Source organism: Ruegeria sp. H8, assembly GCF_056532905.1.
Genome location: NZ_JBQFNY010000001.1, coordinates 666080 through 691203 on the forward strand (window position 1 = coordinate 666080; position 25124 = coordinate 691203).

The following is a 25124-nucleotide window of genomic DNA, read 5'->3' on the forward strand; positions in this document are numbered from 1 at the left end:
GATCACGGCTATCTTGCGTGTTTCAATCGTCGCGAGACACCACCAGATGAAGATGGCCGGCAGAGCGTTTGAATTCGCGTTGTTCCTCGGCAAAAACTTCCACAGGACGGCGCAGAGTGGGCGCGGGCACCTTAATTTCAGAAACCGGTTTGATCCGCGTATCGGCCAGTGAAAACCGGCGCGGTGTCTTGCCGATTGCGCCATCGGCGATCATGACCCCCAAAACACGACTGACATCCCCAAGGTCGCTTTTCAGTGGCAAAAGGATCATCCGGGCCTGCATCCGGGTACGTCCCAACACCCCGCCCGAGGTCAGACTCAATTCGGCAACAGCGGGGGATGCAAATACCTGTTCCAGAACATCCTTGGTTTGCGCACGGGCATCCGGTTGAAAGAACGCGGTCAACGGCATCCCTCGCACTTCCATCCCTGCAAGCGCGTTCAGATGGCTGCCTGCCAGACGAAATCGGGCCAGGCCGGGTGCGATGCGTTCCAGGATGAACGTATATTCAAGAACATTCTCAAGACCGCGCGGGTCGATTTGAGACCGCATGGGCACGCTGTCGCCGCTCAACAATGCGGTCCAATACGCCTCGGCCTGGCGGATCGGCGATAGGCTGCGCCCACTGTCAAAGCGATCCATTGCGACGATCTTTCCAAATTCTGACCCGGAACCTATCCCGAAAAAGGTTTTCATTTTCATCACCCTACCGTCAATTGTCCGCCTTTTTCATAAAATGCAACACATTGGAAGCATCTGCGGCCCGCAAACCATTGCTATGGGCATTTTGACTCGGGTTAATTCAATTTTGGAGCAATTCTTTAACGAATGGTTAACTTGCGCCAAACAATTGCGTCGTCAGCAAACTCTTGCTCTGCACCAGTCAATGGCATTAGGTGCGGCACATGCTCGAAACAGCAGGGGAACAGGAAAGGGCCATCATGATCAGATCCATGACCGGGTTTGCCTCGGGGAAGGGAACTTTCGGCCCGCACAGTTGGTCGTGGGAACTTCGCAGCGTAAATGGCAAGGGGCTGGACATGCGTCTGCGCGTGCCCGACTGGTTGACCGGCCTCGAAGTCGCGTTACGGGCGTCCCTTTCCAAATCCCTGAGCCGGGGAAACGTGACCCTGTCGATGCGCTTGAACCGCGAGGATTCTGCCCCGGAACTGGCCTTGAACGAAACCGCGATGGCTGCGGCCCTGACGGCTCTTGAGCGGACGGAAGCGCTGGCGGCTGCGCGCGGCATCACGCTTGCGCCGTCGCGTGCGTCAGATCTTTTCGCGCTCAAGGGGGTGATGGACGCAGGAACTGAGGCCGACGATCCGGCTCCGCTTGTCGCTCATCTGACGTCCGAATTCAAAGATCTTCTGGCGGCGTTCATAGATATGCGCAAAACCGAAGGGGCAGCTTTGGCCGCGGTCTTGAATACGCAACTGGATCAGGTCGCGGAACTGACGGCGCAGGCCGCAGAGATTGCCGAGCAGCGCAAGGACAAGATGACCGAGGGGCTGCGCGAGAATCTCGCGCGGGTGCTGGAGAATGCGCAGGGCGCGGATCCCGATCGTGTCGCGCAAGAGCTGGCGATGATCGCGGTCAAGGCGGATATCACCGAAGAAATCGACCGCCTGACCGCGCATGTGGCGGCCGCTCGTGAGTTGTTGGCACAGGACGGGGCCGTGGGCCGCAAGCTGGATTTCCTGATGCAAGAGTTCAATCGCGAAGCCAACACGCTGTGTTCCAAGGCGCAAAGCTCGGACCTGACATCGGTCGGGTTGGAACTGAAAGCGGTGATCGATCAGATGCGCGAGCAAGTGCAGAATGTGGAATAAGAATGGGAACGACTGACATGGCGGACCGCCGAGGCCTACTAATCATCCTGTCTTCTCCGTCCGGAGCGGGCAAATCGACCCTGGCCAGACGGCTGATGGCCTGGGATACGGATCTGGAATTCTCGATCTCGGCGACGACCCGCGCCCCGCGCCCCGGGGAAGAGCATGGGCGCGAGTATTTCTTCCTTTCCGAGGACGAGTTCAAACAACAGGTCGCTGATGGGCAGATGCTGGAACACGCCCATGTATTCGGAAACTTCTATGGTTCGCCTGCCGAGCCGGTCAAAAATTCGATCAATGCCGGTAAGGACGTATTGTTCGACGTCGACTGGCAGGGCGAGGTGCAGATCCGAAATTCGGATCTGGGCAAACACGCGTTGTCGATCTTCATTCTGCCGCCGTCCATCCCCGAGCTGCGCCGCCGGCTGGAAACACGCGGGCAGGACAGTGATGACGTCATCGCCCGTCGAATGCTCAAAAGCTGGGATGAAATCAGCCACTGGGGCTATTACGACTACGTCCTGATCAACGATGACCTCGAGGCAACCGAAGAAAAGCTGAAAACCATCGTCAGCGCGGAACGGATGCGTCGCATTCAGCAACCCAGGTTGCAACAGCACGTCCGCAAGTTGCAGAGAGAATTCGAGGGACTGTCATGACCATTTATGCTTTGGGAGAGCAAGCTCCGCACATTCACGAGGACACCTGGGTCGCGCCGGATGCCAATCTGATTGGCAAGGTTGTGCTGGAGCAGGGGGCCTCGGTCTGGTTCGGCTGTACGATTCGCGCGGATCACGAAGAAATCCGGATCGGCGAGGGCAGCAACGTTCAGGAAAACTGCGTGATGCATATCGACGCCGGCTTTCCCCTGACGATTGGTCGAAATTGCACCATCGGGCACAAGGTGATGCTGCATGGCTGCACCATAGGCGAAAACACGTTGGTCGGAATGGGCGCAATCGTCCTGAACGGGGCAAAGATCGGTCGGAACTGCCTGATCGGAGCAGGGGCCCTGATCACCGAGGACAAGGAAATCCCCGACAATTCGCTTGTCATGGGATCGCCGGGCAAGGTCGTGCGCCAGCTGGATGAGGCCGCAGCCCAAAGGATCACGTTCAGTGCGCTGCACTATCAGGAAAACATGCGCAAATTCCGCGAAACCCTGAAACCTGCGCTTTGACGCGACGGAAAGAGTGGGTTTTGAACCATGACCGAAGACGTTCTTGAGGACATTGTTCTTGCGATCCCTCTGCCGGCGCTGATGGTGGATCAGACCGAACGGATCATTGCCGCGAACACAGATGCAACGTCCCTTCTGGGCCAGAACATTGTTGGACGTCATTTTGCGACCATATTGCGACAGCCACAGGTTCTGGACGCGATTGAGCAAAGCCTGACAAGCAGAAGCGCAAAGAAAGCACGTCATCTGTCAAATGACGGTGCGCAGGACACAACATACACAGTTGAATGCAGATACATGAACGGGGTCGCTTCCGAAGGGGCCGTCATGGTCACGTTTCAGGATACCACCCATCTGGAGCACGCCAGTCAGATGCGGAGGGATTTCGTGGCCAATGTCAGCCATGAATTGCGCACGCCGTTGACCGCCTTGATGGGGTTTATCGAAACCCTGCGCGGTCCGGCACGGGACGATCCCGCCGCGCGTGACCGGTTCCTCAAGATCATGGCCGATGAGGCCAACCGGATGAACCGTCTGGTCGGGGATCTGTTGTCGTTGAACCGGGTCGAAAGCGAAGAACGTGTTCGACCCAAGCAACAGCTGGAACTTACCGGTCTACTTCAATCCACAATAAACTCGCTGCGGCCCCTTGCGGAGGATGCTGGCGTGGTTTTGTCGCTGGATGTGAAAAACGGCCCGCTTTCAGTCACCGGTGACAGCGACCAGTTGCGACAGGTTTTCACCAATCTCATCGAGAACGGGATCAAGTATGGCGCCAGTGGCGGTAGTGTTACGGTACGTGTCCTGCCGGCGGACAGGGATCCGGCGATGCGCGGCCCGGCTGTCCGAATCCAGTTCATAGACAAAGGGCCCGGCATAGATGCCGTTCACCTGCCGCGCCTGACAGAGCGATTCTATCGCGCCGACAGCCACAGGTCGCGGCAACTGGGCGGAACCGGGCTTGGCCTTGCGATCGTGAAGCACATCGTCAATCGCCATCGTGGAAGACTTCGTGTCGAAAGCGAATTGGGAAAAGGTTCTGTTTTTACGGTCATTTTGCCCCGTTGAAACAACTTGGAATGCAAGTTTGCTTTTAATCTGACCCCACGGGGCATTGGCTGTTCCAGGGGTCAAACGCAAAAAAATGCCTTGCTGTCATAAAACCGTTACGCATGTGTCACAAAAGGCTTACGCACGCCCCATAGGGGTCCCCGCAGGATCATCATGGTGGTGATCAAGTACACCTTTTCAGGGAGACTGAAATGTCCTTTGTAAAACTGTCGGCATCTGCGCTGGCTATCACTGCCGTCTCGGCGACCACTGCTGCGGCGCGTGACAACGTTCAGATCGCCGGTTCGTCGACCGTTCTGCCTTATGCCTCGATCGTAGCCGAACTGTTCGGTGAAAATACAGACTTTCCAACTCCGGTTGTTGAATCCGGCGGTTCGTCGGCTGGTCTGAAGCGTTTCTGCGAAGGCGTTGGCGAAAACACCATCGACGTTGCAAACGCGTCGCGCGCGATCCGTGAAAAAGAGATCAAAGCCTGCGCCGAAAACGGTGTGACCGACATCATGGAAGTCCGCATCGGTTATGACGGCATCGTATTCGCAAGCCAGCAGACCGGGCCTGCCTTCACCGCGTTCGAACCGTCCGACATTTTCAACGCTCTGGGTGCAAAAGTTCTGAAAGACGGTGAGATCGTTGACAACCCGTACAACACCTGGGCCGAGTTCAACCCAGAACTGCCCGATGTTGAAATCGCAAGCTTCATCCCGGGCACCAAGCACGGCACCCGCGAAGTGTTCGAAGAAAAAGTTCTGCTGATCGGTTGTCAAGAAACCGGCGCCATGGAAGCCATGATCGCGGGCGGCATGAGCGAAGACGACGCTGAAGATGCCTGTCTGGCGGTTCGCACCGATGGCAAGTCGGTTGATATCGACGGTGACTACACCGAAACCCTGGCGCGTATCGACACCAACCCCAACGGTATCGGCGTGTTTGGTCTGGCGTTCTACGAGAACAACACCGACAAGTTGAAGGTTGCCACCATGTCGGGTGTCGCGCCGTCGACCGAAACCATCTCGACCGGCGAATATCCGGTTTCTCGCCCGCTGTTCTTCTACGTGAAGAAAGCTCATATCGGCGTGATCCCGGGCCTGAAGGAATACGCGCAGTTCTTCACCCATGACGAAATCGCCGGTCCGTCGGGCCCGCTTGCCAATTATGGCCTGGTCGCCGATCCTGAGCTGGCAAAAACTCAGGACGCGATCGCCAACGAAGTCGCCATGGGTTCGGGCAGCTGAGCCTGACACTGTTCTAATGCAAATAGGGGCGACGGATCAGTCGCCCCTTCACTGTCTTTTTACTACTCGCAATCGAAGGCAATGGGGGTGTCATGCCGATACTTTGGCTCTTTCTGATCGTTTCGGCGATCGCGGCTGTCGGCTATCTGTTGGGACGCACACGCGCACTGCAAAACGCAGATGGTGACAGTCGGAATCTGCATTCCCTGCCATCATTTTACGGCGCAAACGTTGCGCTGAAGACACTTGTTCCGGCCTTCGGTCTCTTGATCGTGTGGCTGTTGGCGCAGCCTTTCTTCCTCAATGCGCAGGTGTCGGACATGATACCGGACTCCGTGATAAAGGAAGGTTCCTCTCGCAGCCTGGTGATGGCCGAAGTACGCCGCACGGCCGCCGGGCTGGACAATGCGGTTGCGCTTGGAACCCTGACCGAGAACGCCGCCAGTGATGCCGATGCAAATATCGGCGAGATCACCCAGCTTTTGAAGGACGCGGGGCAGGTGGTGACCTCGGACATCACTCAACCGGTACTGCGGGCTGCGCAGAGCTATCGCGCCATGAGCTCGACCGGGTATGCGATCATGTCCATTGCCGTTATCGCGGTTGCCTTGATTGGTGCCTTAGCGGGCTGGTTGCAAACCAACGCCGAATACCGTGCGCGCAACGTTGTGGAACAGGGGGTTCGTGTCTTGCTTCTGGCGGCCGCGTCGGTTGCAATCCTCACAACGGTGGGCATTGTCCTGTCTCTTGTGTTCAACACCTGGGAATTCTTCAAACTGTACCCCGCGTCAGATTTCTTTTTCGGCATGACCTGGGCGCCCAGCTTTTCGGGCCGCGGCGGGTTGTCCGAACTCGGGATCTTGCCGCTGCTGTGGGGGACGCTCTACATCTCTGTCGTGGCGTTGCTGGTTGCAGTGCCAATCGGGTTGTTCGCCGCGATCTATCTCAGCGAATACGCTTCGCCCCGCTTGCGGTCCGTCGCCAAGCCGCTGCTTGAGGTGCTGGCCGGGATTCCGACCATCGTTTACGGTCTCTTCGCTTTGTTGACCGTTGGCCCGCTGCTGTTGGATGTTTTTGGTGAAAGTGGCCTGGGCTGGATGAAAGCCGGCACCGCCGTCATGACTGCGGGTCTGGTGATGGGGATCATGTTGATCCCGTTTGTCTCATCACTGTCTGACGACATTATCAACGCGGTGCCGCAGGCCATGCGCGACGGTTCCTACGGTCTTGGCGCCACGCAATCCGAAACCATCCGTCAAGTCGTTCTGCCCGCCGCGTTGCCCGGTATCGTCGGCGCGATTCTTCTGGCGGCATCGCGCGCCATCGGCGAGACCATGATCGTGGTTCTCGGGGCAGGGGCCGCGGCCCGCCTCAGCCTGAACCCGTTCGAAGCCATGACAACTGTGACAGCCAAGATCGTCAGCCAGTTGACGGGGGACGCCGACTTTGCCTCGCCCGAGGCGCTGGTCGCCTTCGCGCTTGGCATGACCCTTTTCATTCTAACCTTGGGGCTCAACGTGTGTGCCCTGTATATCGTGCGCAAATACCGGGAGCAGTACGAATGACCGACACCAGTATGCAAAGCCCCCAATCCGGTCGCCATACGATCTCGCTCACGGCTTCGGATGAACGCACGAAGAAACGTGCCAAAGCCGAGAAACGGTTCCGTGCTTATGGCATCGCCGCAATCGCAACCGGTCTGTTCTTTTTGGTTGTTCTGTTCGCTTCGATCCTGTCGCAGGGGATTCCGGCCTTCCAACGCACGGTCGTCAGCATTGAATTCACACTGACCGAACCGCAGCGGGACGAGGCCGAAGGGGCCCTGTTCAAGACAAAAGTCTATTCCAACCTGTTCGTCGCCCAGTTGAACAGTGAACTTGCTGAACGCGGAATCAGCGTTGATTTTGATGAGGCCGCGATCGAGCGTCTTTTGGGTAAAGTCGGCGGCACGATCCGGACCTTTTACACCGAAAACCCCGACAAGCTGGGTGAGCCGGTCCAATTCGATCTGGCAGCATCCAGCCGGGTGGACGGGTATTTCAAAGGTCGCGTATCCCGCGACACGATACAGGACAGCCGGTTTCTGCAAAAAAGTGATCTGGATCTGGTCGATGCGCTGGAACAGGCTGGCATCATCAAGCAGGCATTCAACTGGCCCTTCATCACCGGCGCGGACGCAGGCGTGGACAACCCCGGCGGCGCAGGCATCGGTGTCTCGGTTGTGGGATCCTTCTTCATGATGCTGGTCGTTCTGTGTCTGTCTCTGCCGATTGGCGTTGCAGCTTCGATCTATCTCGAGGAGTTTGCGCCGCAAAACAAGTTGACTGACCTGATCGAAGTGAACATTTCGAACCTGGCCGCGGTTCCGTCCATCGTCTTCGGTATTCTGGGCCTGGCCGTTTTCATTCAGTTCATGCACTTGCCGCAATCGGCACCGCTGGTCGGCGGTCTGGTTCTGACCCTGATGACGCTTCCGACGATCATCATCTCGACCCGCGCGTCCTTGAAGGCCGTGCCTCCGTCGATACGCGACGCGGCGCTTGGGGTAGGGGCGTCGAAAATGCAGGCGGTGTTTCACCACGTGTTGCCGCTGGCTGCGCCGGGCATTCTGACAGGTACCATCATCGGTCTGGCGCAAGCCTTGGGTGAAACCGCACCTCTTTTGCTGATCGGCATGGTGGGGTTTGTCGCACGCGGATATCCCGACGGCTTTCTTGCAGGCTTTACCGAGCCGAATTCAGCCATGCCCGCCCAGATCTATACATGGGCCGCACGTGCTGACGTTGGCTTTTACGAGAAGGCGTGGGGTGGGATCATCATACTTTTGATGTTCCTGCTGACCATGAATATCATCGCAATCATCTTGCGCCGCCGCTTTGAACGTCGCTGGTAAATGGGGGCTGGAATGAACGACATGACACGAGTGGAGAGAACCGTGGACTCCAAAGACATCAAGATCAACGCCAAGAACGTACAGGTTTTCTACGGTGAAACGCATGCCATCAAGGACGTGAGCGTTGAGATCGAAGAAAAGACTGTCACGGCCTTCATCGGGCCATCTGGTTGTGGCAAGTCCACCTTCCTGCGCTGCCTGAACCGAATGAATGACACCATCGATATCTGCCGCGTCGAAGGCGACATCCTGCTGGATGGTGAAGACATCTATGACAAGCGTGTCGATCCGGTCCAGTTGCGCGCCAAGGTCGGAATGGTGTTTCAAAAACCCAACCCGTTCCCGAAATCGATCTATGACAACGTGGCCTATGGCCCGCGCATTCACGGCATGGCCCGCAACAAGGCGGAACTGGATGAAATCGTGGAAAAATCCCTGCGCCGCGGCGCGATCTGGGATGAGGTCAAGGATCGTCTGGATGCACCGGGCACCGGCCTTTCCGGCGGCCAGCAGCAGCGTTTGTGCATCGCCCGGGCCGTCGCCACCGAACCCGAAGTTCTGTTGATGGACGAGCCGTGTTCGGCTCTTGATCCGATTGCGACCGCACAGGTCGAAGAGTTGATCGATGAACTGAGGTCGCGGTTTTCTGTTGTGATCGTCACCCACTCGATGCAGCAGGCGGCACGGGTCAGTCAGAAAACGGCCTTCTTCCACTTGGGTAATCTGGTTGAATTCGGTGAAACCGGCCAGATCTTTACCAATCCGATAGATCCGCGCACGGAAAGCTACATTACAGGCCGTATCGGCTAAGCACAGGTATCTGACAATGAGCGAACAACATATTGCAACTGCTTTTGATCGTGACCTCGAGGCGATCCAAGCGCATATCATGAAGATGGGCGGACTGGTCGAGGCCGCCATCATAGGCGCGGCCCGCTCGCTGGAAACGCGCGATGAAGAGTTGGCGCAAGAGGTGCGAAAAGGCGACAAAGCCATCGACGCGCTTGAAGAACTGATCAACGAAGAAACGGCCAGGTTGATTGCGTTGCGTGCACCCACCGCCGGTGACTTGCGGCTGATCCTGTCGGTTCTCAAGGTATCCGGCAACCTTGAGCGCATTGGCGACTATGCCAAGAATATCGCCAAACGAACTACGGTTCTGGTCAATGCCAGCGAGATCTCCGGCAGCGCTGCGGCCCTGCGCCGTATGGCACGCGAGGTCGAGCGGATGCTGCGTGATGCGCTGGATGCCTATATTCAGCGCGATGCGGAACTGGCCACAGACGTCATCAACCGTGATGAAGAGGTTGACCAGATGTATAACGGCCTGTTTCGAGAGTTTCTGACGTTCATGGCCGAAGACCCACGCAATATCTCGGCCTGCATGCACCTGCATTTCATCGCCAAGAACATCGAACGCATGGGCGATCACGTAACCTCGATCGCCGAACAGGTCGTGTATCTGGTCACCGGCGACCGCCCGTCCGAAGCCCGGCCCAAGGCTGACACCACGTCGCAAACCGTGTAGGAGACGAGTGAGATGTCCGCAGATCAACCTACCGTTCTGGTTGTAGAGGATGAAATGGCCCAGCGTGAGGTTTTGGCCTACAACCTGGAAGCTGAAGGGTTTCGGGTTTCCAAGGCCGGCAACGGCGAAGAAGCCATGCTGTTGGTAGACGAAGACTGTCCGGACATCATTGTTCTGGACTGGATGATGCCCAATCTAAGCGGTATCGAAGTCTGCCGACGCTTGAAAAGCCGCCCGGACACGCGTTCAATCCCGATTATCATGTTGTCGGCCCGGACCGAGGAAGTCGACAAAGTCCGCGGTCTTGAGACCGGCGCGGATGATTACGTGGTCAAGCCATATTCCGTGGTCGAACTGATGGCGCGCGTTCGCACGCAATTGCGCCGCGTCCGTCCTTCGACCGTTGGTTTGCGCCTGGAATTCGATGACATCATTCTTGACTCCGAGACGCACAAGGTCAGTCGGGACAACAAACCGTTGAAACTTGGGCCGACCGAGTTCCGGCTTCTCAGCACATTCATGGAAAAGCCGGGCAGGGTCTGGAGCCGCGAGCAATTGCTGGACCGGGTTTGGGGTCGCGACATCTATGTTGATACCCGAACCGTCGATGTTCATATCGGGCGTTTGCGCAAAGCTCTGACGCAATATGGCGGGACCGATCCAGTGCGAACCGTCCGCGGCGCTGGATACGCCTTGGGGTAACCACATCCTGCGTACATGACGCCAAAATCGTTTGATTTTTTTTGCAGAACTCGTATTTGTGGCTGGCGCCCCCGTGGCGGTAATCTGTATTCGTATAATCTGTATTATGGTAAATTAAGGTCACTTGTAACTTGGCCGCAAAGTGAACACTCTGCCCGGAACACGCAAAACTTGATTTGGAATGCGCCATGGAGCTCAGAGATAAAACTGTTATCGTGACCGGTGCAGCAGATGGCATTGGCCGGGGTCTGGCGGAACGTTTTGCTCAGGAAGGTGCGCGCGTCATCTGTTCGGATATTGACGAGGCCGGAGCCCGTGACATCGCGACCCAAACTGGGGGCGTTGCGTTCACATGTGACGTCTCGGATGAGGAACAGATCAAGGCGTTGATTGATTTCACCGAAGATACTGTTGGCCCAATTGATCTGTTTTGCGCAAATGCTGGCATCCTGACGCTTGGCGGTCTGGACGTTCCCGATGATCAATGGGAAAAAATTTGGAAAATCAACGTGATGTCGCACGTGTGGACCGCGCGCCATTTGGTGCCTCGCATGATCGGTCGCGGCGGCGGATATATTCTGACGACGGCCTCTGCGGCGGGTTTGCTGAACCAACCGGGTGCAGCGCCATACGGTGTCACGAAACACGCGGCGGTCGGATTTGCCGAGTGGCTGTCGCTGACATATGGCGCCAAAGGTCTGCGGGTTTCGATTCTTTGTCCTCAGGCGGTTCGGTCAAAAATGACTGAAGGACATGAGGTTTCAGTAGCATCGATCGACGGAATGCTGGAGCCCGAAGACGTTGCTGAAACCTGCGTACAAGCCATCCGGGAAGAACGATTTCTGGTTCTTCCGCATCCGCAGGTTTTGGATTATCTGCAACTCAAAGCGGCTGACTACGATCGCTGGCTGGGCGGGATGCGAAAGTTGAATCAACATTTTACGCCAGATACCTAACGTTTTCTCTGAACCTTCCTCATAAGACCTTCCTGAGCCACCGACGCGACCAGGGTTCCGTCTTCTGAATAGATCGATCCGCGATTGAAGCTGCGTCCCTGCCCCGTCCACGGAGAATCCATCACATACAGATGCCAGTTCTGAAATTTCACGGGTGCATGAAACCACAAAGCATGGTCCAGACTGGCGCCGTTGAACTCTCCGGAAAACCAACTCAGCCCGTGCGGTCGCAAACCTGACGACATCAGGTTCATATCAGACGCATAGGCCAAAAGCAGATGTTGAGTTTTTGCGTCCGCAGACGCGGCAGCCGCCATGCGAAACCAGGTTTTGTTGCGGTCGTCGGACACTTCGGGGTTGAACGGATCCAGATGGTCCACCTCGCGGACTTCGATCGGGCGTTCACGCAAAAGCTCACCGCGAAAACCTTCTGGCACGCGATCGACATATGCGTGTCGAAGCTCGGAACGCGATGGGTATGTCTGCGGAGGATTCACGGTTGGCATCGGATGCTGATGATCCCAACCTTCATCCTGAACGTGAAAGGAAGCTGACATATTCAGGATCTGCTTGCCATTTTGAATGGCAACAACGCGACGGGTTGTGAACGACCCACCGTCACGCGCCCTATCCACCTGATAAATAACAGGTTTATCTGGATCCCCGGGTCGGATGAAATAGGCGTGCAGGGAATGGCACAACCGGTCTTCCACGGTTCTGTATGCCGCGGCCAAGGCCTGCGCAATGACCTGACCGCCGAAAATTCGGGTTGGTGTTTCTCCACCCGATCCTGTGCCGCGGAAAAGATCGACTTCAAGCCGTTCGATATCCAGAAGGTCCAGTAAGATGCGTTCCGCTTCGGTCATTGTCTGCTCATGGGCTAATTGATCGAAACCCGGGTATCAGCCTAGGCAAAATCATTCAATCATGGCGGCGTGCACCAAGGCCTTGAGTTCAGCCCGGGATGGATAGGAACTGGACGGCGACAATTGCGTGAAGAACACAGCCGTCAGATCGTTCTGCCAGTCGATCCAGAAATAGGTCGAGGCCATGCCACCCCAGCTGAAATCACCAACGGATCCGGGCACGCGCACCCGACCCGGATTCAGGACAATAGATCCTGCAAGGCCAAATCCCATGCCTTCCATGGGCTGTTCCGCAAAGCTCTTTGGTCCCATCGAAGCGATATCGCCCGGCAAGTGGTTGCGCATCATGAAGTCCACCGTTTTCGGGCCAAGCAGTTGATGCCCGTTGCCGGACCCGCGATTGCTAAGCATGTCGACGAATTTGACATAGTCATCGATTGTGGAAACCAGCCCGCCGCCGCCCGAGAACGTTGTCGCATTCACAAATGGAGAAGCTTCGTGGGCATCCACCAGACGCAAGGTATCGCCTCCCTGTTCCGCGGAATTCAACGCCATCGCATCGCCGGCCAGCGGCGTATAAAGCGAGGCGAACCGGTCCCCTGCCCCGTCGGGCACGGAAAACCCGGTTTCGCGCATCTCGAGGGGCGCCAAGATTTCCTGCCGGAAGAATTGTTCCAGGGTCTGTCCCGAGACGACCTCGACAACGCGCCCAAGCACATCGGTTCCAACCGAATATTCCCACCGTGTTCCGGGCTGGAAAGCCAAGGGTAACTCTGCCAGTTCACGTACGCGATCTTTCAGAAGGCCCTGATTTGGTTTGAATATAAGGTCCTTTTCATCCATCGCCTCCGGTAGAATCCCAGGGTTGAACGGATAGCTGAAACCGCTGGTATGGGTCAGCAACTGATGAAGGGTCGGGCTTGCCGCGTCCTCGGTTTGATCCAGCTTGTCCGCGCCGGTTACCAGAGCCTGCATCTGTTTGAACTCGGGAAGGAAATCCGAAAGCGGTGCGTCGAGGTGAAACAGCCCACGTTCCGCCAGCATCATCAAGGCAACAGACGTAACGGGTTTGGTCATCGAGTAGATGCGCACCAGCGTATCGCGTTGGAACGGCAAGTCCTCTTCAAGATTTCGCAGGCCGCTGGAGTGGAAAAAGACCTCATCCCCCTCGTGCTTCAGCAAAAAGGTCGAACCCGCGTACTTGCGCTGCTCAACATAGCTGTCCATCCAGATGCGAATCCGGTTCAGGCGCGTTTCATCGAACATGACTTGTTTTCGAAGCATTTTTGAGTTCCACCAGAAGTTGACTAATATCGTGTACGCGTAGGGCCTGAAACAACAGCAAAACCCGGGCTGAAATGAATGGTTATACAAGCAGAGCCAAGAGGCACGCCTTAAATCCAAGTGATACAGTGAAACCGTCACAGATTCGCTTGTAAATTGTTGGACGGCGACGTGCCGGATTGGCCTGGAGGAATAGCATGACGCAAAGCATAGATTTCGTTTACGATTTTTGCAGCCCAAATGCCTTTCTGGCCCACAAGATGCTGCCAGAGCTGGCCGCGCGGCATAGTGCCAAGATCACGTATTCCCCTGTCCTTCTGCCTGTTGTTTTCAAGGCAACGCACAACCAGAGCCCGTTTCACGCGTTTTCCGAAAACCGCCAGAAAACCGCCTATCTTACTCATGACTTGCATCGGTTCGCGCGGCGTCGCGGGCTGAGCTTTCACATGAGCCCGCATTTTCCGATCAATACGAAATTTGCGATGCGCGGCGCCCGGTTCGCTAGTGGTAAATCATGGGAAATCAAATACATAAACGCCATCTTTGATGCCATATGGGTGCATGGCCAAAAGGCGGATGAACTGGCCGTTCTGATTGACATTCTACAGGAAAATGAACTGCCGGTTCGCAAGCTGCGCGAGGCCATGACAAGCCCTGAAATCAAACAGGACCTGAAGGATCAGACCAAATCGTTCGTGCGCCGCGGCGTTTTTGGCGTTCCCAGCCTGTTTTACGGATCTGAAATGTTCTTTGGCAAGAACAGCTTGCCGAACCTGGAAATTGAACTGTCGAAAAACAAGAAACGACACAAATCCAACACGTTGTGAACAGGATCGGTTTTAATCGCAGCGCGTCTCAGAACGCTTCGGCAAAGATATTGCCCGACGTTACAACGTTGATCCCACCAGAAACCGGGATGATCGAACCGGTTACATAACTGCCGCCGCGTCCACACAGAAACAGCACGCACCCCGCTATATCTTCATCACAGCCGACGCGCCCAAGAGGCACTGACTTGCCGACCTTTTCACGCTTGTCCTCATCCGCCGTAGCAAAGGCTGTCATCCGCGATACGAACGGCCCCGGAGCCAGCGCGTTGACCGTCACGTGGTAAGGCGACAGTTCCTTGGCCATGATTTTTGTCAAATGCAGAACCGCAGCTTTCGAGGCTGAATAGCTATAGGCGCCATCCCCCATGGGAACCTCTCCCATCACGGATCCAACATTCACGACCCTGGCCGGATCGTCTGCGGTTCCGGATTGCATCAACATCGGCAGCAGCCTCTGAGTAAGCTCGAATACCCCGGCCACGTTGACCGACATCACCTTGTCCCACGCGTCATACGGAAACTGGCCCAAGGGTGCCCCCCAGGTCACGCCAGAGTTATTCATAAGAATATCAATCCCTTCCGTCCGTTCCTGAATGTCCGAAACCAGTTTGGCGATACTTGCCTCGCTGCTGATGTCTCCGGCAAACCCTTCGGCACTTCCCGGTGCCTCCAGTGCATTCAGCTCAGCGGCGGCCGCGACACAGGCGTCCCCGTTTCGAGAAGCAATCAACACGCGCGCGCCGGCCCTGACCAACGCCTCTGCGGCCATCCGACCGATACCCGTGGCGCCTCCGGTGACCAATGCGGTTTTGCCGGGCAGCGAGAAAAGGGTATCGGGGGTCATTGTCGTGTTCCTCTGCTAAATCTGATTTCGGTTGCATTCCGACCCGGTTCAAAGCCTCGTTGTCTTTACGGCAATTAGCCGCCCGCTGCGTTGGCACGAAACCGGGTTGCACCAAAACTCCACATGACAATCTTCAATCGCATCAGAGACAGTTTGCAAGGATTACTCAGCGTCGCAAAGCGCCGGCTGGTAAGCCCGGATAGTTCCAATGTTCCGATACTGATACCGACGACGATGCGCCCGAAAACCTGTTTTCTGGCAATCGAAAAACGGACGTAAATGCACGGCCCAAGTCCAAACGGACGCGTGGTGTCGTCATGTCGAATGACTGAACTTGGTTTCCTCTTCCATCTCAAGGTCTGTTTTCAGGGCAACTGTCTGTATTCAATCCACCAAAGTCAGGTAGACAACCCGGCCTTTTCGCGTCTATGAACCAAGTATGGGGATCGTGAAAACATGCATAACGTTTTGGTATTGAATGGCCCAAACCTCAATCTGCTTGGCACACGGCAGCCCGAGGTTTACGGCAGCACGACACTACATATGATCGAGGATCGTTGCGTCCAGCATGGCGCCTCCATTGGGCTGGACGTCACCCACCTGCAATCCAATCACGAAGGTGTGCTGCTTGACGCCATTCACGCGGCCCGCGGTGTACAAAGCGGGCTGATACTGAACGCAGGCGCGTTCACGCATACGTCGATTGCCCTTATGGATGCGATTGCATCGGTGGAACTGCCGGTTGTCGAAGTGCATCTTTCCAACATTCATGCCCGGGAAACGTTTCGGCACAGGTCCTACATAGCCCCTGTCGCACTGGGTCAGATCTGCGGATTCGGTGCCCACAGCTATATCCTCGCGCTGGATGCGCTCGCGGCTCATCTGAAAGCAGGCAGCACGACATGAAGCTCAAGGAATATCTTCGGTTTGTCAGCTACGCCAAAACCCTGGAAGACCTGTGGGATGCACATTGCCGCCAAATGGCCGAATTTGGTTTTACCCGCCTGATCTATGGGTACACGCAATTCCGGACGGCCACGTCTCTGGGTGATCCAGAAGATTTCGTAATCCTGACGAACCACAAACGGGCCTATGTGGACGGGTTCATCAAGGATGGTCTGTATTTTCACGCTCCTATGTTGAAGTGGGCCTTGGACAACGAAGGCGCCGCCAGCTGGAAAATGTTGCAGGACATGAACTCGGGCGGGACGATGACCGCGAAGGAACGCGAAGTTTTCGAGTTCAACAAATCCATGGGCGTGGTTTCCGGTTATACCGTCAGCTTCAACTCGGTTTCCATGCGCTCGAAAGGGGCGATTTCCCTGTCGGCCAATAATGGGTTGAGCCAGGAGGATGTGGATGCGGTCTGGGAAGAGCACGGCGAGGACATTCTACTTATGAACAATGTCGCCCACCTGAAAATCCTGACATTGCCGTTCCATCCGCCGAACCGGGCACTTACCAAACGCCAACGCGAAGCTTTGCAGTGGGTTGGTGACGGGAAAACCACTCAAGACATCGCGCTGCTGATGGGTCTGACATCTGCAACGGTGGAAAAGCACCTGCGACTCGCGCGCGAGGCGCTTTCGGTCGAAACGACGGCGCAAGCGGTTCTCAAGGCGTCACTGCACAACCAGATGTTCATTATGGAAGCATAACCGCAATATTTTGACGCTATCCCGCGTCAGTTTACCCTAGGTAAGGAAATCACTACTTTTCAAACCAATCGGAAAAGTTGCAAAGTGAGAGTGTTCCGTGAGTGGTGGCTTTAGCCAGGGAACATTGGATTGGATCTTTGCAATAACAAAGCTCTCCGATCACTCTGACAAGGGGGCGCCTATTTGTCCGCGTACCGGTGTCGGAATTTTGGGGGGCCTCGACCATCCCCATCATGCGGGGCCCTCCAATTCTTCTCTTCATTTCAGAATTTTGAAATCCGCCGATGGCAGAAAAAAGGGTTACGCAGTGCGTAACCCTTTAGATTTGTTGGGAAAGGCCGTTGCTGGTACTTTCCCTGTGCCCTTTTAGCCTTGCGCGGCTTTGGCGACTTCGGCGGCGAAATCTTCTTTTTCAACCACGATGCCTTCGCCAACTTCCAGACGGATGAAGCCGGTGATGGTCGCGCCTGCTTCCTTGGCCGCTGCTTCGACGGTCAGGTCAGGGTTCACGACAAATTGCTGGTTCAGCAGAGTCGATTCCGCGACGAATTTCTTCATGCGGCCTTCGATCATCTTTTCGATCACCTGCTCCGGCTTGCCGGATTCGCGGGCGATGTCCATCTGGACCTGCTTTTCTTTCTCGACAACTGCCGGGTCCATGTCTGCTTCGGACAGGGCCGCCGGGTTCACAGCCGCGATGTGCATTGCAACCTGCTTGCCAATCGCTTCGTCGCCACCGGTCAAAGCAACCAGAACGCCGATTTTGCCCATGCCGTTGGTGGCCGCATTGTGGACATAGGACACAACGGTGTCGCCCGACAGTTTCGCCATGCGACGCACCGACATGTTTTCACCGATGGTGGCGATTTTGTCAGTCAGGGTGTCCGCGACGGACTTACCGCCCAGATCTGCTACCAGCAGCTGCTCTACGTTTTCGACGCCTTCAGCCGCATATGCAATCTTGCCGACCATTTCCTGGAATTCGGCGTTTTTCGCGACAAAGTCGGTTTCCGAGTTCACCTCAACAGCAACACCGCTGCCGCCATCGACGTGAACTGCAACCAGACCTTCAGCTGCGGTACGGCCCGATTTCTTGGCCGCCTTGGCCAAACCTTTGGTGCGCAGCCAGTCAACGGCTTCATCCATGTTGCCGCCAGTTTCAGTCAGCGCTTTTTTCGCGTCCATCATGCCTGCGCCGGTCGAGTCGCGCAGTTCTTTAACCATTGCTGCTGTGATTGCCATCTTTAGGCTCTCCTCAATTCAAATGGAATTGGGGCAGGTCTACCCTGCCCCACATGTCATTTACGTGACGGGCAGCTTACGCTTCGGCTTTGGCTTCCGGAGCAGCTTCTTCAGCGGGTGCTTCTTCCGCAACGGCTTCTTCAACCGGTGCTTCTTCGAATTCACCCAGGTCAACGCCAGCGGCACCCAGCTGAGCGGTCATACCGTCCAGAGCGGCGCGTGCGGCCAGATCGCAGTATAGCGAGATCGCGCGGGCTGCGTCGTCGTTGCCGGGGATGATGTAGTCAACACCGTCGGGCGAGCAGTTGGTGTCGACAACAGCCACAACCGGGATACCCAGCTTGTTGGCTTCGGCGATGGCCAGTGCTTCTTTCTTGACGTCAATGACGAACAGCAGATCAGGAACGCCGCCCATCTCACGGATACCACCCAGCGAAGCCTGCAGCTTGGCCTGGTCACGTTCCATGCCCAGACGCTCTTTCTTGGTCAGGCCTTCTGCGCCCGATTCCATGGCTTCGTCGATTTGGTTCAGACGGTTGATCGACTGGGAAACGGTTTTCCAGTTGGTCAGCGTGCCGCCCAGCCAGCGGTGGTTCATGTAGTACTGAGCCGACTTTTCAGCCGCTTCTGCGATCGGGCCAGCAGCCTGACGCTTGGTACCAACGAACAAAACGCGGCCACCTTTGGCAACGGTGTCACGAACGGCCTGCAGCGCCTGATCCAGCATCGGAACGGTCTGGGTCAGGTCCATGATGTGGATGCCATTGCGCGAGCCGTAGATGAACGGGCCCATGCGGGGATTCCAACGCTGTGTCTGGTGGCCGAAGTGAACGCCAGCTTCCAGCAGCTGACGCATGGTGAACTCGGGAAGAGCCATGCTGTATTTTCCTTTTCCGGTTTACGCCTCGGCGGGGGTGAAAGAAGCGAATGCTCCAACCGGCGGGCCAGATAGGGATGTCTCCCCTACAAGGCCCAAACCCCGCCTGCGGGTTTGAATGGCGCGCGTATACGGCAGGTTTAAAGGCAGTGCAAGGGTCAAAGCCTTATTTTTCAAGCCGCGCCAATGCATGCGCGTGGCGCACTGCCGCCTCGCAATGGGCCGCCAGTTCCTTGCGGTTGGCGAAATCCCTGACCCGGGCGGGAGAGTGATAGATCAGTTCAACGGACCCCTGCCTGCGCGCGCCCAATGTCTTGAGCAGATGGGGCGCGAAATCCATATCGCCCCACCAGCCATAGAACCGGTCAGGCTGACCTTTCGGGGCGTGAAACACCACCGAGACCGGTTGAACATACATGAAATCCCGCAACTCGTCCGCGAAGAAAGCGGCAAAGAGCGTTGTTTTAAATGGCAAAACACGCAATCCGTCGGTCGAGGTGCCCTCGGGGAAAAACAACAGCTTATGTCCGGCCTTCAGGCGTTCTTCGAAGATCGCCGTCTGCTCGCGTGCCTTTTTGCGATCCCTTTCGATGAATACGGTCCCGGTGGCCCGTGCCAACCACCCGATACCCGGCCAGTTCGCAACTTCTGCCTTGGACACGAAGTAGACCCTTTTGCGGGCGTTCAGGGCAAAGATATCCAGCCAGGATGTGTGATTGGCGACAACGGCACCGTGTTCCTTCATCAACGCGCCCGAGCAGCGAAATCCGATTCCCAGGATCCGGAACGCGTTTCGGCAAACGAACTGGCTGATGAACGGTGTAACGGGGCGACGAACACCACAAAGTGGCAACTCGATCAGTCGAATGGCCAACAGAACAAGCAGCCCACCGAACACAAGGATGGCCAAGGGCAAGCCCCTCAGGATCACCAGAATCCAGCCGACAAAACCCAGTTCGATCGGATCCGGCGCATCCTCACTGTTCCAAAGCGGATCATTCACCGGATCAAGCTCCGCCATAGATGCGCTTCTGCCGCTCGTTCATACGGGTCGTATCCAGGATCAGGCACACATCGGTTGTGTTGAAGGAATGATCGATGAACGCCCCCTCACCCACAAACCCGCCAAGCCTCAGATAGGCTTTGATCAGGGCCGGAACCTGCACCATGGCACGGCGACGATCCAGCGCGTCCGGTGCGACAAGATCCATGGTCTGAAACACGCTCGGCTGGGCGCGCACCCGCAGGTCTGGCGGCGCCAGATGATTGTGGTGCAGCATCGACAGCGGCTGGGCCAGTTCCTGAACATCCGTGCCGTGAAAGCTGGCGACGCCGAACAGAACTTCGATCTGGCGTTCGGCCACATAGCGAGAGAGACCATTCCAGAGATGATACATGGCCGTACCGCCCCGATAGTCCCTGTGCAGGCACGACCGGCCCAGTTCCAGCAACTTGCGGCCACTTTGCTTGAGAACGCTCAGATCGTATTCGTCTTCGGAATAAAACTGCCCCAATTCAGCAGCGCGATCCCCCGGTAACAGCCTGTAAACGCCGACTACTTCTCCGGTCGCATCATCAATGGCCAGCATGTGATCGAAATAGGGATCAAACCGGTCCCGTTCCAGCCCGGCCACATGATCGACCAGAGCCCCTCCGCCGCCGAGTTCGCGCACAAATACGTCATAACGCAACCGCTGCGCTGCGCGCAGTTCGTCCTGGGTTTCCGCCAGTTTGATCGTGAACGAGGGGCCAGCGTCCGGCATGTCAGACTTATCAATCCTGTTATATCAACGCGGCTGATACCTCAGTTCTTCGGGGGAAGGCAACAAGTGGAGATCTGGTCTTTTCCGTTAACTCTTCTTAAACCAGTTTCACGGATCAAAGACCGGCATCAGGGCGATGCGTGTTCCGTCGATTACCACTTTCCCCTGCTCGCGAAAGTTTACGGTGATCTTGCCTGCGATGTTGGATTGAACCTGTCCGACACCCCATTCGGGGAAATCCGGGTGGCGAACAAACATGCCCGGTGCAAGAATAGCATTCATGTCTGTCATTTGGGGCTTCCGGTTCCTGCGGCAGATACCGCAGGAGGTACGCATGGGCAACACGAACGTCAACCTGGCTGAATTGATCGGCTCACGGATCTGCCACGATTTGATCAGCCCGATCGGGGCAATCACCAACGGGCTGGAACTGTTGGACATGGTTGGTGCTGTTCAGGGCCCCGAGATGGAGTTGATCTCGGGCAGCGTCGGCAGTGCGGGCGCGCGTATCCGGTTTTTTCGGGTTGCCTTCGGATCAGCAGGAGAACAGCCGCTGGGCCGGGCCGAAGTGGCCGAACTGCTCAAGGACATCGAACGCACCGGACGGGTGCGGGTAAACTGGTATATGACCGAGCCCATGCCGCGCAACCAAATCAAGCTGGCGTTTCTTGCGCTCATGTGCTGCGAAAGTGCCATGCCGATGGGCGGAGAGGTTGAGATCGAGAACCAAGGCACCAATTGGACAGTGACCGGAACTGCCGACAAGTTGAACGTAGACAATACCTTATGGAAACACGTTGCAACCGGCCGGTTCCCCAACAAGATTACCCCCGCGCAGGTCCAGTTCGCTCTGCTGCCGGAAACGGCACATGCGATGGGTCGACGCGTTTCCGTGGAAACCGCCGCGACCCGCCTTGTGCTGCGTTTTTAATTCCGAATTGTTCCGTTCCCGCGCACCAGATATTTGAAACTGGTCAACTGGGCGGCCCCCACTGGGCCGCGGGCATGCATTTTGCCCGTGGCGATACCGATCTCGGCGCCCATCCCGAATTCACCACCATCGGCGAACTGAGTCGAAGCGTTGTGCATAAGGATCGCGCTATCCAAACGCTCAAAGAAACGGGCCACGGCCGTGTCATCCTCGGTCATGATACAATCTGTATGGTTCGACCCGTAATGCTGGATATGCGCAATGGCAGCATCGATATCGGCGACGGGCTTGGCCGCAATCACACTGTCCAGAAACTCTTTTCCCCAATCCTCCGCCGTCGCGGGAATTGTACCCTCGACCGCAAGTGCGCCTTCGGCGTGAACCTCGACCCCTGCTTTCAGCAACGCGGTGATCACGTCACGCCCCAGCGTTTCGGCGATGTCCTGATGGATCAGCAGGCATTCGGCAGCGCCGCAGATCCCGGTACGACGCGTCTTGGCATTCAACACCACGTCCAGCGTTTTCTGCGGATCTGCGGCCTTGTCGACATAGATGTGCACGATGCCTTCAAGATGGGCAAAAACAGGCACACGGGCCTCACGCTGGACCAGCCCGACCAAGCCCTTGCCGCCGCGCGGAACGATGACGTCGACATAGTCGGTCATGGTCAGCAATTCCTGAACCGCCGCACGGTCACGTGTCGGCACCAGTTGAATCGAATCTTCCGGCAGATCGGCGGCCTTCAGCCCCTCGACCAGGCAGGCATGAATCGCTGTCGAAGAATGAAAGCTCTCGGAGCCGCCACGCAGAATGACGGCATTTCCGGATTTCAGACACAGCGCACCTGCGTCGGCCGTGACATTGGGGCGGCTTTCATAGATCACGCCGATCACACCCAGCGGGGTGCGTACGCGTTGGATTTTCAATCCGGTCGGGCGGTCCCATTCGGCCAGCACTTCGCCCACCGGATCGGTCTGATCAGCCACCGCGCGCAGACCATCGACCATGCCCTGAACACGCGCCTCATCCAGCATCAGCCGATCCATCATCGCCGGGCTCAGACCTTTCTCGCGGCCGAACTCCAGATCCTTCCGGTTGGCTTCGATGATCTGCGCCCGATTGGCCCAAACCGCGTCGGCCGCAGCAATCAGGGCGGCATGTTTGCGTTCTGGGCTTGCAAAAGCCAGATCGCGCGATGCCGCTTTGGCACGTTTCCCAAGATCAGCCATCAGAGCGGGAATGCTGTCGAAATCTTTCATGTCGCGTGCCTTTCAGGTCATCTTTTTCAGTATTTACAGGGCCAGGTCATCCCGGTGAATAAGGGCCGCACGGCCGGGATATCCAAGGGTCGCCTCGATCTCGGACGATTTGCGCCCCTTGATCGCGTCAGCCTCCTGCGCGGTGTAACGGCTGATCCCCTGCGCCAGCCGGCGGGCTTTGGGGTCAAGGATCGCGACAGGGTCGCCGCGCCCGAAATCGCCGGTCACTTCGACAATACCCGCGGGCAACAGGCTTTTGCCATTTGCCAGCGCGTTGGCAGCCCCTTCATCGATGGTGATTTCGCCACGCGGTTTCATGGCTGAAATCCAACGTTTGCGCGCAGCATGCGGGTCCAGCGTTGCGGTGAACCACGTCGAATTCGCGCCATTTTCCAGCGTTTTCAGAGGGCTCAGAACCGATCCTTCCGTGATCGCCATCGCACATCCGCCCGCGGTGGCCATCTTGGCGGCCAGCAGCTTTGTCTTCATTCCGCCCTTTGACAGACCAGAGCCCGCATCACCCGCCATGGCTTCGATCTCGGGCGTGATCTTGTCGATCGTTTCGAAACGCGTGGCCGAGGCGTCCTCGTTGGGGTTGCCCGAATAGAATCCATCGACATCCGACAGCAGGATCAACTGATCCGCCCCCACGGTCACGGCAATTTGCGCGGCCAGACGATCATTGTCGCCATACCGGATCTCGTCCGTTGCCACGGTATCGTTTTCGTTGACGATCGGCACGACACCCAAACCCAGCAGCGTTTCCAGGGTCGCGCGTGAATTCAGATAGCGGCGGCGATCCTCGCTGTCCTCCAATGTCACCAAAACCTGCGCCGTGGTGATCCCATGAGGTGTCAACGCCTCTTCATATGCGCGCGCCAGACGAATTTGCCCGACGGCGGCGGCAGCTTGCGATTTTTCCAACGGCAATGTCGCCATGGGCAGACCCAAAACGCCGCGGCCCAGTGCAATCGACCCGGACGAGACGAGGATTACATCTGTCCCCTGCCCCTTGAGCCATGCGACATCCTGAGCCAACGAAAACAACCATTCATTGCGCAACAGGCCGGTTTCGCGATCAACCAGCAAAGCCGACCCGATTTTGACAACCAATCGGTGCGCTGAAGTCAGGGTTGCCAAGGCTGCGCCTCCTCAGCGGGTTTCTGACGCACACGATTGTCATCGATATGGCCGCGCAGCGCGCGCAAAACCTCGGTTACACCTTGATGAGCAACACCGGACATCATCATCACCGGGCCGCCAACGGCCTCTTCAAGCTCGGCTTTGGCCAGATCACGTTCTTCGTCATCCAGTGCATCGACCTTGTTCAGGACGGTGATCCGGGGTTTCTGGGCCAGCTCGCCGCCATAGGCCTCAAGCTCGTGGATAATCGTGCGGTAGTCTTCGGCAACCGTTTCCGAGGTACCATCGACAAGATGCAACAGCACGGCACAGCGCTCAACATGACCAAGAAAGCGGTCTCCGATCCCGCGTCCCTCATGCGCGCCTTCGATCAGGCCGGGGATGTCGGCCACCACGAATTCCACGTTGTCGACCCCCACGACACCCAGATTTGGGTGCAGCGTGGTAAACGGATAATCCGCGATCTTGGGCCGCGCGTTTGACGTGGCTGCAAGAAAGGTCGATTTGCCTGCATTTGGCATGCCCAGCAGACCCACATCGGCGATCAGCTTCAGACGCAGCCAGATCGTGCGGTCAATGCCGGCCTGCCCCGGATTTGCACGCCGGGGGGCCTGGTTGGTAGCCGATTTGAAGTGCAGATTGCCGAAACCGCCATTGCCCCCTTTTGCCAGCAGAACGCGCTGACCCACCTCGGTCAGATCGCAGATAACGGTTTCTTCATCCTCATCCAGGATCTCGGTGCCGACAGGCACGCGCAGGACAATGTCATCGCCATCCTTGCCGGTACGTTGCTGGCCCCTGCCCGGCTGGCCGTTCTTGGCAAAGAAATGCTGCTGATACCGGAAGTCGATCAGGGTGTTCAGCCCGTCCACGACTTCGACCCAGACAGACCCGCCCTTACCGCCGTCCCCGCCATCAGGGCCGCCGTATTCGATGTATTTTTCGCGTCGGAAGCTGACGCAGCCGCTACCGCCGGCCCCGGACCGGATGTAGACCTTTGCAAGATCGAGAAATTTCATGGTCTGTCCCCTA

General features: G+C 57.0%; 27 protein-coding genes. 15 read left to right on the forward strand and 12 right to left on the reverse strand.

The window, feature by feature from the left end; translation table 11 throughout:
- Positions 1-22 precede the first annotated feature (22 nt).
- Positions 23-697 carry a PAS domain-containing protein gene (locus tag ACR0A2_RS03250; protein ID WP_480834039.1) on the reverse strand — a complete coding sequence of 225 codons (675 nt, stop codon included), beginning with the start codon at positions 695-697 and terminating at the stop codon, positions 23-25.
- 245 nt (positions 698-942) lie between these two features.
- Between ACR0A2_RS03250 and ACR0A2_RS03255 the strand changes: the two genes are divergently transcribed.
- From ACR0A2_RS03255 to ACR0A2_RS03305, 11 genes are all read left to right on the forward strand, one after another.
- A complete protein-coding gene (locus tag ACR0A2_RS03255; protein WP_480834465.1) occupies positions 943-1833 on the forward strand; it encodes a YicC/YloC family endoribonuclease in 891 nt (296 codons plus the stop codon).
- A gap of 17 nt (positions 1834-1850) precedes the next feature.
- The gene (gmk, locus tag ACR0A2_RS03260) at positions 1851-2492 is read left to right on the forward strand and encodes a guanylate kinase (protein ID WP_152457986.1); all 642 of its coding nucleotides are present in this window, start codon (positions 1851-1853) and stop codon (positions 2490-2492) included.
- Positions 2489-3013, forward strand: a complete 525-nt coding sequence (locus ACR0A2_RS03265) for a gamma carbonic anhydrase family protein (protein WP_480834040.1) — start codon at positions 2489-2491, stop codon at positions 3011-3013. Before gmk ends, ACR0A2_RS03265 begins: the two co-directional genes overlap by 4 nt.
- A 27-nt stretch (positions 3014-3040) precedes the next feature.
- Positions 3041-4081, forward strand: coding sequence for a sensor histidine kinase (locus tag ACR0A2_RS03270; RefSeq protein ID WP_480834041.1), 1041 nt, complete (start codon positions 3041-3043; stop codon positions 4079-4081).
- Between the two features lie 194 nt (positions 4082-4275).
- Positions 4276-5316, forward strand: a complete 1041-nt coding sequence (locus ACR0A2_RS03275) for a substrate-binding domain-containing protein (protein ID WP_480834042.1) — start codon at positions 4276-4278, stop codon at positions 5314-5316.
- Positions 5317-5408: 92 nt separating this feature from the next.
- On the forward strand, positions 5409-6881 hold the full coding sequence (gene pstC, locus ACR0A2_RS03280) for a phosphate ABC transporter permease subunit PstC (RefSeq protein ID WP_480618449.1): 1473 nt from the start codon (positions 5409-5411) through the stop codon (positions 6879-6881).
- Positions 6878-8209: a phosphate ABC transporter permease PstA gene (gene pstA / locus ACR0A2_RS03285; protein ID WP_152457981.1), complete on the forward strand. Its 1332-nt coding sequence runs from the start codon at positions 6878-6880 to the stop codon at positions 8207-8209. The genes pstC and pstA overlap by 4 nt, the downstream gene beginning before the upstream one ends.
- Positions 8210-8221: 12 nt before the next feature.
- On the forward strand, positions 8222-9019 hold the full coding sequence (gene pstB, locus ACR0A2_RS03290) for a phosphate ABC transporter ATP-binding protein PstB (protein WP_480834043.1): 798 nt from the start codon (positions 8222-8224) through the stop codon (positions 9017-9019).
- A gap of 16 nt (positions 9020-9035) precedes the next feature.
- A complete protein-coding gene (gene phoU / locus ACR0A2_RS03295) occupies positions 9036-9737 on the forward strand; it encodes a phosphate signaling complex protein PhoU (RefSeq protein WP_480834045.1) in 702 nt (233 codons plus the stop codon).
- Between the two features lie 12 nt (positions 9738-9749).
- Positions 9750-10439: a phosphate regulon transcriptional regulator PhoB gene (gene phoB / locus ACR0A2_RS03300; protein ID WP_152457978.1), complete on the forward strand. Its 690-nt coding sequence runs from the start codon at positions 9750-9752 to the stop codon at positions 10437-10439.
- A gap of 188 nt (positions 10440-10627) precedes the next feature.
- Positions 10628-11395: an SDR family oxidoreductase gene (locus ACR0A2_RS03305; RefSeq protein WP_480834046.1), complete on the forward strand. Its 768-nt coding sequence runs from the start codon at positions 10628-10630 to the stop codon at positions 11393-11395.
- Here the strand turns inward: ACR0A2_RS03305 and ACR0A2_RS03310 are convergent.
- Both ACR0A2_RS03310 and ACR0A2_RS03315 read right to left on the reverse strand, forming a co-directional pair.
- Positions 11392-12261 carry an acyl-CoA thioesterase gene (locus tag ACR0A2_RS03310; protein WP_171204759.1) on the reverse strand — a complete coding sequence of 290 codons (870 nt, stop codon included), beginning with the start codon at positions 12259-12261 and terminating at the stop codon, positions 11392-11394. The two genes, ACR0A2_RS03305 and ACR0A2_RS03310, sit on opposite strands and share 4 nt — an antisense overlap.
- 51 nt (positions 12262-12312) lie before the next feature.
- The gene (locus ACR0A2_RS03315; RefSeq protein WP_480834047.1) at positions 12313-13527 is read right to left on the reverse strand and encodes a serine hydrolase domain-containing protein; all 1215 of its coding nucleotides are present in this window, start codon (positions 13525-13527) and stop codon (positions 12313-12315) included.
- A 215-nt stretch (positions 13528-13742) separates the two neighbouring features.
- Between ACR0A2_RS03315 and ACR0A2_RS03320 the strand changes: the two genes are divergently transcribed.
- Positions 13743-14372 carry a 2-hydroxychromene-2-carboxylate isomerase gene (locus ACR0A2_RS03320; protein WP_171639500.1) on the forward strand — a complete coding sequence of 210 codons (630 nt, stop codon included), beginning with the start codon at positions 13743-13745 and terminating at the stop codon, positions 14370-14372.
- Positions 14373-14400: 28 nt separating this feature from the next.
- On the opposite strand, the gene ACR0A2_RS03325 is transcribed toward ACR0A2_RS03320, so the two are convergent.
- Positions 14401-15219, reverse strand: coding sequence for an SDR family oxidoreductase (locus ACR0A2_RS03325; RefSeq protein ID WP_171228760.1), 819 nt, complete (start codon positions 15217-15219; stop codon positions 14401-14403).
- A gap of 456 nt (positions 15220-15675) precedes the next feature.
- Between ACR0A2_RS03325 and aroQ the strand changes: the two genes are divergently transcribed.
- The gene (gene aroQ / locus ACR0A2_RS03330; RefSeq protein WP_152457974.1) at positions 15676-16125 is read left to right on the forward strand and encodes a type II 3-dehydroquinate dehydratase; all 450 of its coding nucleotides are present in this window, start codon (positions 15676-15678) and stop codon (positions 16123-16125) included.
- Positions 16122-16877: an autoinducer binding domain-containing protein gene (locus tag ACR0A2_RS03335; RefSeq protein ID WP_480834049.1), complete on the forward strand. Its 756-nt coding sequence runs from the start codon at positions 16122-16124 to the stop codon at positions 16875-16877. Before aroQ ends, ACR0A2_RS03335 begins: the two co-directional genes overlap by 4 nt.
- A gap of 366 nt (positions 16878-17243) precedes the next feature.
- On the opposite strand, the gene tsf is transcribed toward ACR0A2_RS03335, so the two are convergent.
- The 5 genes from tsf to ACR0A2_RS03360 form a co-directional block, all read right to left on the reverse strand.
- Positions 17244-18119, reverse strand: a complete 876-nt coding sequence (gene tsf, locus ACR0A2_RS03340) for a translation elongation factor Ts (protein WP_480834050.1) — start codon at positions 18117-18119, stop codon at positions 17244-17246.
- A 76-nt stretch (positions 18120-18195) separates the two neighbouring features.
- The gene (rpsB, locus tag ACR0A2_RS03345) at positions 18196-18996 is read right to left on the reverse strand and encodes a 30S ribosomal protein S2 (RefSeq protein WP_152457971.1); all 801 of its coding nucleotides are present in this window, start codon (positions 18994-18996) and stop codon (positions 18196-18198) included.
- Between the two features lie 166 nt (positions 18997-19162).
- Positions 19163-20017 (reverse strand): lyso-ornithine lipid O-acyltransferase, encoded by an 855-nt coding sequence (gene olsA, locus ACR0A2_RS03350; RefSeq protein WP_171639501.1) that lies wholly within the window; start codon positions 20015-20017, stop codon positions 19163-19165.
- On the reverse strand, positions 20004-20759 hold the full coding sequence (gene olsB / locus ACR0A2_RS03355) for an L-ornithine N(alpha)-acyltransferase (RefSeq protein ID WP_171639502.1): 756 nt from the start codon (positions 20757-20759) through the stop codon (positions 20004-20006). The genes olsA and olsB overlap by 14 nt, the downstream gene beginning before the upstream one ends.
- Positions 20760-20867: 108 nt before the next feature.
- Complete coding sequence (locus ACR0A2_RS03360) at positions 20868-21050, reverse strand: DUF3553 domain-containing protein (RefSeq protein WP_050602459.1); 183 nt, start codon at positions 21048-21050, stop codon at positions 20868-20870.
- A gap of 43 nt (positions 21051-21093) precedes the next feature.
- Between ACR0A2_RS03360 and ACR0A2_RS03365 the strand changes: the two genes are divergently transcribed.
- Positions 21094-21690, forward strand: coding sequence for a histidine phosphotransferase family protein (locus ACR0A2_RS03365; RefSeq protein ID WP_171639503.1), 597 nt, complete (start codon positions 21094-21096; stop codon positions 21688-21690).
- Here the strand turns inward: ACR0A2_RS03365 and ACR0A2_RS03370 are convergent.
- The 3 genes from ACR0A2_RS03370 to obgE are packed head-to-tail and all read right to left on the reverse strand — an operon-like array spanning position 21687 to position 25111.
- The gene (locus ACR0A2_RS03370) at positions 21687-22949 is read right to left on the reverse strand and encodes a glutamate-5-semialdehyde dehydrogenase (protein WP_480834052.1); all 1263 of its coding nucleotides are present in this window, start codon (positions 22947-22949) and stop codon (positions 21687-21689) included. The two genes, ACR0A2_RS03365 and ACR0A2_RS03370, sit on opposite strands and share 4 nt — an antisense overlap.
- A gap of 33 nt (positions 22950-22982) precedes the next feature.
- The gene (proB, locus tag ACR0A2_RS03375; RefSeq protein WP_480834053.1) at positions 22983-24089 is read right to left on the reverse strand and encodes a glutamate 5-kinase; all 1107 of its coding nucleotides are present in this window, start codon (positions 24087-24089) and stop codon (positions 22983-22985) included.
- Positions 24077-25111, reverse strand: a complete 1035-nt coding sequence (gene obgE, locus ACR0A2_RS03380) for a GTPase ObgE (RefSeq protein WP_480834054.1) — start codon at positions 25109-25111, stop codon at positions 24077-24079. The genes proB and obgE overlap by 13 nt, the downstream gene beginning before the upstream one ends.
- Positions 25112-25124: the final 13 nt, after the last annotated feature.